The organism is Microbacterium sp. UBA3394 (genome assembly GCF_002358725.1).
Lineage (GTDB): Bacteria > Actinomycetota > Actinomycetes > Actinomycetales > Microbacteriaceae > Microbacterium > Microbacterium luteum.
The window spans coordinates 1-8573 of the sequence record NZ_DEPK01000258.1 but is presented as its reverse complement, the minus strand read 5'-3'; the positions used below and the strand labels follow the sequence as shown (position 1 = coordinate 8573).

The following is an 8573-nucleotide window of genomic DNA, read 5'->3' as shown; positions in this document are numbered from 1 at the left end:
GCGCTCGGTCAGGACGCGACCGCCACGGGTGCTGCCTGCGTCGTCAGCGAGATGACACCGTAGTCCCAGCCCTTGCGGCGGTAGACCACGCTCGGGTGGTCCGTGCGCGCGTCGATGAACAGGAAGAAGTCGTGCCCGACGAGCTCCATGCGGTCGACCGCGTCTTCGACGGTCATCCACTCCGGCTCGAACTCCTTGGTGCGGATGACGACGGGGCTGTAGTCCTCCTCGTCGGTCGCGGCGCCGCCCACGGTCGGGATCTCACCGGTCGAGACGGCGTGGATGGCCTCCGCCGACGCCGGCTGCAGGTCGATGCCCTGCAGTGCGCCGCTTTCCTTGGCGAACTTCGCACCGCGTGGGTGGTTGCGCTGGTCGACCCGCTTGTCCTTGGCGCGACGCAGCTGCTCGCACAGCTTGTCGACCGCGAGATCCAGAGCCGCGAACTTGTCGCCGTCGGTCGCCTCGGCCCGCACGATCGGTCCCTTGCCGGTGACCGTGAGCTCGACCGTGTCGTCTTCCATCCGACCGTTGTGATACGCCCGGTGGGTGACCTTCACGTCGACGCGCTGCGCGCGTGTGGCGAGGTGCTCGATGCGGGTGGTCTTCTCTTCGACGATCGAGCGGAAGCGATCCGTCACGTTCACTCCCACGCCGACGATGCTGGTTTCCATCCCTGACCTCCTTGTTCCGGTCCGCCCGGTTCAAGGGCGGACCATCAGTCGCCTTGGTCCCCCCACCGTAGACCCCGGCGCGGGAAGTGTCACGCAGGAATTCCGGATGCGTCCGATTCGGATCCGCTGTGCACCGCGCGGCGGGGTGTGGCCGCCACCGTCACCGCGCCGCGGACGGTCGCGCCAGCGACACGCAGGGCCGTGATCGCCTCATCCAGCGTCGCGCCGGTGGTCACGACATCGTCGACGACGATCACGTCACGGCCCGCGACGCGGCTCGCGTGGAAGGCACCGGAGACGTTGGCGGCGCGCGCGTGGACGTCGAGCCGGCGCTGGTCGGCGGTCATCCGGGTGAGGCGGAGCGAACGCGACACCGGCAGCGACGCACGGGCCATGAGGAGCTCGACGGGCCGGAAGCCTCTGCGGCGGAACGCGGACCGAGACGACGGCACCGGCACGAACAGGGTGTCGGCGGGCGAATGCGCACGCACCCGCTCGATCGCACCGGTGGCGGCTGTCGCGAGCGGCCGGGCGAGCGCGGTGCGTCCGTCCTCCTTCAGGGTGCGGATGACGCGCGCGGCCACCCCCTCGAACAGCAGAGCGCTCCACACGGGCACGTCGGCGATCCGACGCGACACCGGGTCGCCCGTCAGCTCCTCACGACAGCCCGTGCAGAGGGAGACGTCCCACGCCCCGCACCCTGCGCAGGCGACCGGGAACACCAGCGCGAGCACATCGCCGAGTGCTTCGCGGAACATCTCGATCGGCACCGTGGACACCCGGTCATCGTGCCGCGCCTGCGTGGGGCCTGCCGCCCTCCCCGCCGGCCTGTGGACGCCGCTGCCGCGTGCGCCGGCCGGGGAGGAGAGGTCACGGCCCGGCGGGCGAACCCTGCTGCGTCGCGAGCACGAGGATCTCGGACGCGGTCTGCTCCCAGTTCGCACCGCGTCGCACGTACAGAAGGCCCTCGTCGGAGCGCAGGCGCACCGTCGCATCGGTGTTGGCGCCGGCGACCGAGACCGTTCCGGAGGGCGCCGCTCCGGACACGGCCGCTCCCGCGACCACCTGCTCCACGAGCGTGAGATCGGTGCCGGACCGGGTGACCGCGGCGACCGTGGTGTCATCGAGCCAGGCGAGCGAGAGGCCGGAACCGGTGATGGGACCGAGTTCGAACGGGTCCGTCAGCCGCAGCGGCGCCCCGTCGGCGTCGCGGACGATGCCGGCGACCCAGATGCCGGATCGCCCGTTCGAGGACACGATCGCGGCGAGGCGCGCACCGTCGCGCGAGACGGCGAACGCCGCCAGCTCCGCCGCCTCGGGGAACGCCTCTGAGATCTCCAGCGGCACGCCGTCTTCGCCGGTCGCCTGCAGCGCGCCGGGATTCTGCGCCGGCACGCTCCAGACGTACCCGCGCGGATCGATGGTCGGGTCCAGGAGACCCGCTCGCTCGTCGACGAGGAGGACCTCGCCGTCGGCGGTCACCCGCACCACCGCTCCTCCGGAGGTGCGGACCGCGGCCGCATCCCGGTCCGGGGCGACCTGCACCGCCGCCGCGTCGACCTGCGTCATGGCCGAGGACAGTCCCTCGATCGGGGTGAGTTCGTCTCCCGAGAGAAAGCCGAATCCTTCGGCCGTGAGCACGAGAGGGCTCGTGGCGACGCGTGTCGAGCGCACGGACACCGTCTCGGCGGACAGGGGGGTCGAATCCGCTGTGAGGCGCACGTCGGTCACTCCGGCGGAGGCGAGACTCGCCTGCAGCTGGGTGTAGATGCGGTCGACGCCGTCCTGCTCCAGACCCAGGGCCGACGGCGAGAGGTCGATGTCGGCGACGCCGCCGCTGACGGGCACCGACGGCCGCGACAGCGTCACGCTCTCGGGGATCGCGCTGACGACGGCCTCGGCGAGCCACGGGCTGGGCGATCCCCCGACGAGGGCGTCGGAGATCCAGGTGGGGGCGTTGATGGTGGGGAACCAGCGCACGTCGGGCACGAGGTACGTCCAGCTCGGATCGAAATACATCAGCGAGTACTCGCCGTACACGTTCGGGAACTGGTCCGTGCCGAGCACGATGCCGTCGGGCGCTTCCGTGATCCGCCACTCTCCGTCATCCCGTTGCGCGAGGCGGAAGTCGAGCATCGTCACTCCGCTGCCACCGGTCTCGTACGCACCCGCGGCGCTCACGGTCGCGTCGGCCTCGACGGTGAGCGACACCTGATTGGTGGTCGGGTCGGCGTACGTGCGATCGCCGCGATCGTCGATCGTGACACCGGCGGTGGGATCCCACGCCTCGGCGAGACTGGTCGAGAGGAAGAGCCTCGCCGTCGCCCAGTTGTCGGCCGGACCCGTTCCGGCCTCGATGAACCCCCGCACGATGTCCTCGGGCGACGCCCCCGGCTGAGGCCCTTCGGGGAGGTAGAAGAAGTCCGGCGTCGGCGGCTCCTCCCCGGGCTCGATGCCGGGATTGACCGGTCCGGTCATCGGAAGGCCGGAGCACGCCGCGAGGGCGAAGAGCAGGAGCGCGGCGACGGTGGCACCGAGGGATCGGGTCATGCGCGTCACGATCGCTCCCCCATCGCATCCGCGCCCGAGGCGATCGGCAGGTCGATCGGCTGCGTGAGGCCGAGGGCATCCATCGCCGGCGACTGGTCGTCACCGGCTTCCACGGGAATCGGCGACGAGGTGACGGTCTCGCCGGGCAGCCGCGGCAGCGTGAGCACGAAGTGGGACCCCCGGCCGGGCTCGGACCACACCGCCAGCTCCCCGCCGTGCAGGCGCGCGTCTCCGAGAGCGATCGACAGCCCGAGCCCCGTGCCGCCGATCGTGCGGGTGCGCGACGGGTCGGCCCGCCAGAAGCGGTCGAAGACCCGATCCACGTCTTCGGCGCGCATGCCGAACCCGAAGTCCCGAACTCCCAGCGCGACGGCGTGCTGATCGCTGTCGACGGTGACCACGATGGGTCGCCCCTCTCCGTGTTCGATGGCGTTTCCGAGGAAGTTCCGCACGATCCGGCGCACCCGCCGCGGGTCCATGTCGACCGGGGAATATCCTCCCGGTGCGACCAGCCGCACATCGGACCCGTGCTGGTCGGCGAGCTGCTGCATCGAGGCGATCACGTCTTCGGCGAGGTGCGCCAGGCTCGTCGGCTCGAGTTCGAGCTGCACCGATCCGGCGTCGTAGCGGCTGATCTCCAGCAGGTCGGTCAGCAGGGTCTCGAAGCGCTGCACCTGCGCATTCAGCAGCTCGGCTGCCCGCGCGGTGACGGGATCGAACTCGTCGCGCTGGTCGTTGATCATGTCGGCGGCGAGGCGGATCGTCGTCAGCGGCGTGCGCAATTCGTGCGAGACGTCGGAGACGAAGCGCTGCTGCACGAGCGACAGATCGGCGAGCTCCTTGATCTGCGACTCGATGCTGTCGGCCATGGCGTTGAAGGACCGCCCGAGCGTCGCCAGCTCGTCTTCCCCGTGCACGTCGAGCCGCACGTTCAGTTCGCCGGCCGCGAGCTTGGCACTGGTGTCGGCCGCCTCGGCGATCGGCGTGGTGACCGAGCGCAGCACGAACCAGGCGATCCCCCCGATCATCACGAGCAGGAACACGCCGACGATCCAGAGCGTCGCCTGCACGAACAGCAGGGTCTCGGATGCGGCGGCGAGGTCGTAGGCGAAGTAGAGCTCGTAGTAGCCGACGTCGGGCATCTCGAACTGCTGCCCGACGATGATGCCCGGAACCTCGCCCTCGGCGCCGGGGAGGCCCGCGTACTGCCACCACTGCAGGTCGGGGTCGGACTGCACGCGGTCGCGCAGGGCCGTGGAGATGATGTCCTCGTCGACGAGGACGCCCGAGGTGAAATCCTGAGGGGCGATCGAGGACGGCGGGCCGACGCGGAACACCGCGAACGAGTCGCTCTCGGACTGCTGCGTGAGGTCGCTCTGCACGCTTCCCATGAGGGTCGACAGCTGCGCGGGGCTTCCCTGCGGCTCGGCCGAGTCGAGGGTGCGCTGCACCTCCGACGTCGCGCGCCGGGCGTCTTCGAGCACCTGTTGCTGACGGGACTCCAGGAGATCGGACTGGATGGCCAGGGCCATCCACACGCACGCGATGACGATCGCGAGCGCCGACAGCGCGAGGGTGAGCACGACCGTGCGGAAGCGCAGCGAACGGCGCCACAGCACCGTGACGCGGTCGGGCCAGGACCGCCAGTCGACGATGGTGATGCGGCCCGTCGCCGCAGCCGTGCGCGCCGGGGGCACGCGGCCTACTCCAGGGCGCCGGCGCGGTAGCCGACGCCGCGCACCGTCGTGACGATCTTGGGGTTGTCGGGGTCGATCTCGACCTTCGCGCGCAGGCGCTGCACGTGCACGTTCACCAGACGGGTGTCGGCCTTGTAGTGGTAGCCCCACACCTGCTCGAGCAGCATCTCGCGCGAGAACACCTGCTGGGGCTTGGAGGCGAGTGCGACCAGCAGCTCGAACTCCAGCGGGGTCAGCGGGATGGGCGTCTCGCCGCGTCGCACCTCGTGAGCGGCCACATCCACCGACAGATCGCCGATGCGCATGATCTCCGCGCTCGGCTGCGAGGCGGGGCGGAGCCGCGTCTTGATGCGGGCGACGAGCTCCTTCGGGTTGAAGGGCTTGACCATGTAGTCGTCGGCACCGGACTCGAGGCCCTTGACCACATCGGCGGTGTCGGTGCGCGCCGTGAGCATGATGATCGGGACCCCGGATTCGGCGCGCACGCGCGTGCAGACCTCGATGCCGTCCATGCCGGGGAGCATGAGATCGAGGAGCACGAGATCGGGACGCTCGGCGCGCCACGTCTCGACGGCCTGGGCGCCGTCTGCGCAGAAGACCGTGTCGAAGCCTTCCGTGCGCAGCACGATGCCGATCATCTCGGCCAGGGCCGTGTCGTCGTCGACCACCAGGATGCGGGAACTCATCGCGCGTTCGTCCTTTGCTCACCGTGGGGGCGATGCCGGGTCGGCGCTCCCCCGAGCGCTCCCGCCAGAGTAGTCGAGATGAGCCGTGCATTCGCCGAGCGGCGTGCCGTGAACAGCACGGGTCGCCCGCCGTACCCGTGTGACACGATGGGAGGAGCGTCTCTCAAGGAGGACCGTGACCTCGTATCCCCAGTGGACGCCCGCATCGCGTCCGGGCATCATCCCGCTGCATCCGCTCACGTTCGGCACCATTCTGGGTCGCTCGTTCGCGGCCCTGCGCCACAATCCCAAGGTGCTGCTCGGCTTCGGCCTGGTCGTGCAGACCGTCGCCTACCTGCTGGTGCTCCTGGGCGTCGGCGGTGTCGCCGTGCTCACCTTCTCGCGGCTGGACAACGTGCCGGCATCGAGCGACGACTTCGAGGCCATCGCCATCGGCTCGACCGCCATCACGGCGATCGTCGGGTTCGTGCTGGGGCTCGCCGCTGCGGCGCTCGGTGTGATCGTGCAGGCGGTCGTGGTGAGCGAGGTGGCCCACGGCGCCCTCGCCGAGAAGCTGTCGCTGGGGATGCTGTGGCGCCGCGTCAAGCCGGTGATCTGGCGCGTGATCGGCTACTCGTTCCTGCTCACCCTCGCCGTCTCGGTGCTGATCGCCGTGGTCGTGGGCGTGCTCGTGCTGATCGGCTTCGCCGCCCTTCCGATCGCGATCGCCCTCGGCGTGCTCGTCGTCCTCGGCGCGATTCCGCTCGCGCTGTGGCTGAGCGTGAAGCTGCTGCTGGTGCCGTCGGCGATCATCCTCGAGAACGCCGGCATCCGTGCCGCGCTCGCACGCTCGTGGCGGCTGACCCGTGGCCGGTTCTGGCCGGCACTGGGGGTCATCGTGCTCATCTCCTTCACTTTCGGCGCGATCGCCCAGGTGGTGAGCCTGCCGTTCTCGTTCCTCGGCACCGGGCTGAGCACCCTCTTCGCCCCCACGGGCGACCCCGGCGTGTCCACGATCGTGACGATCATCGTGACCTCGATCGCGGCGCAGATCCTGACCTTGATCGTGCAGGCGGTGGCGGTCGTGGTGCAGTCAACGTCGGCGGCGATCATCTACATCGACTGCCGGATGCGGCACGAGGCCCTCGACCTCGATCTGCTCGCCTACGTCGACAAGCGCGACGCCGGGGAGCAGGATCTGCCCGACCCGTACCGGATCGGGATCGGACGCGAGGCCCCACCCCGCCCGGCATGGATTGCGCCGCAGCCGTATGCACCGCCCGCCTACGCACCGCCGGCGTACGCACCGGTGGCCGACGCACGGCCGCCGTACGCCGCACCGGCGACGCCCGCACAGGCGGGGCCCCCGCCGCAGGGCGCCCCCGCGGCGCATCCGTCCCAGCAGCCGTACGGCCAGCCCGCCCCGGGCGTCGCACCGCCTCCGCCCTACGTCCCCCCGGCCGCGCCGGCTCCCGCCGACGCCGCCGGCGATGCGCCCAACCCGGGCGCGCCGGGACAGGACCCTGCGGCCGACGACGATGACGGCGCCGCCTCCGGCCCCCGCCCGTCGTGATCCACGCCGCCGGCTCCCTCGCGCAGGCCCTCACGGCGGCAGTTCCGCCGTTGACGCCCGACGACGATGAGGCGCGCCGCTGGGCGGAACAGGAGCTGACGAATCCCGTCTACGCCGAGGCGCAGCCGACGCCGTTCGATCTGTTCGCCCGCGCGGTCGCGGAGTTCCTCGGCGACCTGCTGAACCCGCAGCTCCCGGCGGGCCTCGAATCGGTCTTCGCGATCGTCGCCGTCGCGGTGGTCGTGGTGCTGATCATCGTGGCGTTCGTGATCTGGGGCGTGCCCCGCGCGACTCCCCGCGGCACGCCCGCCTCTGCCGTGCTCTTCGGCGAGGCCGAGAGCCGCACGGCCCGCCGGTTGCGCACCGACGCCGAGGAGGCGGCGGCGCGCGGCGCGTGGGACGACGCCGTGGTGCTGCGCTTCCGCGCCCTGGCGAGGAGTCTGACCGAACGGGGCGTCGTGGATGCTCCGCCCGGCGCCACGGTGCACGCCTTCGCGCGGGAGGCCGCCGTGGCGTTCCCCGACTTCGCCGCCGCGCTCGAGACCGCAGCCGACGGGTTCGACGACGTGCGGTATCTGCGCCGGCCCGGTACCGCGGAGCTGTACGCGAGCGTGACCCGCCTCGACGACGAGATCGCCGCATCCCGCCCGGCCGCGCTCCCGGGGGTGCCCGCGTGACCGCGCCCGCAGCGACGAACCGACGCGCATCGGTCAGCCCGTCCTCACCTCCCCGCAGGCGCCGCGCCGCGATCACGTGGGTCGCGATCGCCGCCGGATTCATCGTCGTCGGGATCGTCGGCTCGCTGCTCGCCGGCATCGGCGAGCGCGCCGCCCGCGGATCGCTCGACCCCGAGTCAGCCGGCCCCGGCGGAACCCGCGCGCTGGCCGAAGTGCTGAGGGACAACGGCGTCGAGGTGCTCGTGGAGCGCTCGTGGCAGAACGCCCGGGATCTGCTCGCGGAACAGGATGCGACCCTGTTCCTGCCCGACACCCCGAACCTCTCCGACGAGGCCGTCGAGTACCTCGTCGAGACCGCAACCGCCACCGTCTTCGGCGACCCCGCATCCCGGGTGCTGCGCACGTACTTCGACGGCGCCGTGCCCACCGGCTTCGCCACCGAGACGCTGGCTCCGGCGTGCGCACTGCCGACGCCCGCGCGGGCCGGAGACGCGACCATCGGCGGATTGTTCAGCGCCGGTGGCGCGCAGGCGACGTGCTATCCCGACGGAGAGGCATATGGCCTGCTCGGCAGCGGCTCGGTCACGGCCATCGACGCCGACGGCGTCTTCACCAACGACGCCCTGGCCGACGAAGGCAACGCGGCGCTCGCGATCGGGCTGCTCGGCGCGCACGAGCGCGTGGTCTGGTACGTCGCGTCGGCCGGCGACACCGATCTGCCGGTCACCGACCCGACGCTC

General features: G+C 71.4%; 8 protein-coding genes. 3 read left to right on the top strand and 5 right to left on the bottom strand.

Annotated elements, in window-relative coordinates; all coding sequences use genetic code 11:
* Positions 1–8: 8 nt before the first annotated feature.
* The 5 genes from hpf to mtrA all read right to left on the bottom strand — a co-directional run bounded on the left by hpf (position 9) and on the right by mtrA (position 5604).
* Positions 9–671 carry a ribosome hibernation-promoting factor, HPF/YfiA family gene (gene hpf / locus B4E30_RS15265; RefSeq protein WP_194383490.1) on the bottom strand — a complete coding sequence of 221 codons (663 nt, stop codon included), beginning with the start codon at positions 669–671 and terminating at the stop codon, positions 9–11.
* An 89-nt stretch (positions 672–760) separates the two neighbouring features.
* The gene (locus tag B4E30_RS15260) at positions 761–1450 is read right to left on the bottom strand and encodes a ComF family protein (RefSeq protein ID WP_286796025.1); all 690 of its coding nucleotides are present in this window, start codon (positions 1448–1450) and stop codon (positions 761–763) included.
* A gap of 91 nt (positions 1451–1541) precedes the next feature.
* On the bottom strand, positions 1542–3221 hold the full coding sequence (locus B4E30_RS15255; protein ID WP_286796023.1) for an LpqB family beta-propeller domain-containing protein: 1680 nt from the start codon (positions 3219–3221) through the stop codon (positions 1542–1544).
* Between the two features lie 5 nt (positions 3222–3226).
* Positions 3227–4918 (bottom strand): MtrAB system histidine kinase MtrB, encoded by a 1692-nt coding sequence (gene mtrB / locus B4E30_RS15250; RefSeq protein ID WP_286796021.1) that lies wholly within the window; start codon positions 4916–4918, stop codon positions 3227–3229.
* A 5-nt stretch (positions 4919–4923) separates the two neighbouring features.
* Complete coding sequence (gene mtrA, locus B4E30_RS15245; RefSeq protein WP_071045374.1) at positions 4924–5604, bottom strand: MtrAB system response regulator MtrA; 681 nt, start codon at positions 5602–5604, stop codon at positions 4924–4926.
* 175 nt (positions 5605–5779) lie between these two features.
* Here mtrA and B4E30_RS15240 point away from each other — a divergent pair, with 175 nt between their 5' ends.
* The 3 genes from B4E30_RS15240 to B4E30_RS15230 form a co-directional block, all read left to right on the top strand.
* Positions 5780–7156 carry a glycerophosphoryl diester phosphodiesterase membrane domain-containing protein gene (locus tag B4E30_RS15240; protein WP_286796019.1) on the top strand — a complete coding sequence of 459 codons (1377 nt, stop codon included), beginning with the start codon at positions 5780–5782 and terminating at the stop codon, positions 7154–7156.
* Positions 7153–7833 carry a DUF4129 domain-containing protein gene (locus tag B4E30_RS15235; RefSeq protein WP_286796018.1) on the top strand — a complete coding sequence of 227 codons (681 nt, stop codon included), beginning with the start codon at positions 7153–7155 and terminating at the stop codon, positions 7831–7833. Before B4E30_RS15240 ends, B4E30_RS15235 begins: the two co-directional genes overlap by 4 nt.
* Positions 7830–8573 (top strand): DUF4350 domain-containing protein (locus B4E30_RS15230; protein ID WP_286796016.1); only part of this gene is annotated, 744 nt, incomplete at its 3' end. The genes B4E30_RS15235 and B4E30_RS15230, both read left to right, overlap by 4 nt.

What these genes read in the sequence shown, in the direction of transcription:
- mtrA (WP_071045374.1), bottom strand. Translation starts at nt 5,604, where the DNA reads ATGAGTTCCCGCATCCTGGTGGTCGACGACGACACGGCCCTGGCCGAG.
- hpf (WP_194383490.1), bottom strand. Translation starts at nt 671, where the DNA reads ATGGAAACCAGCATCGTCGGCGTGGGAGTGAACGTGACGGATCGCTTC.
- B4E30_RS15255 (WP_286796023.1), bottom strand. Translation starts at nt 3,221, where the DNA reads ATGACCCGATCCCTCGGTGCCACCGTCGCCGCGCTCCTGCTCTTCGCC.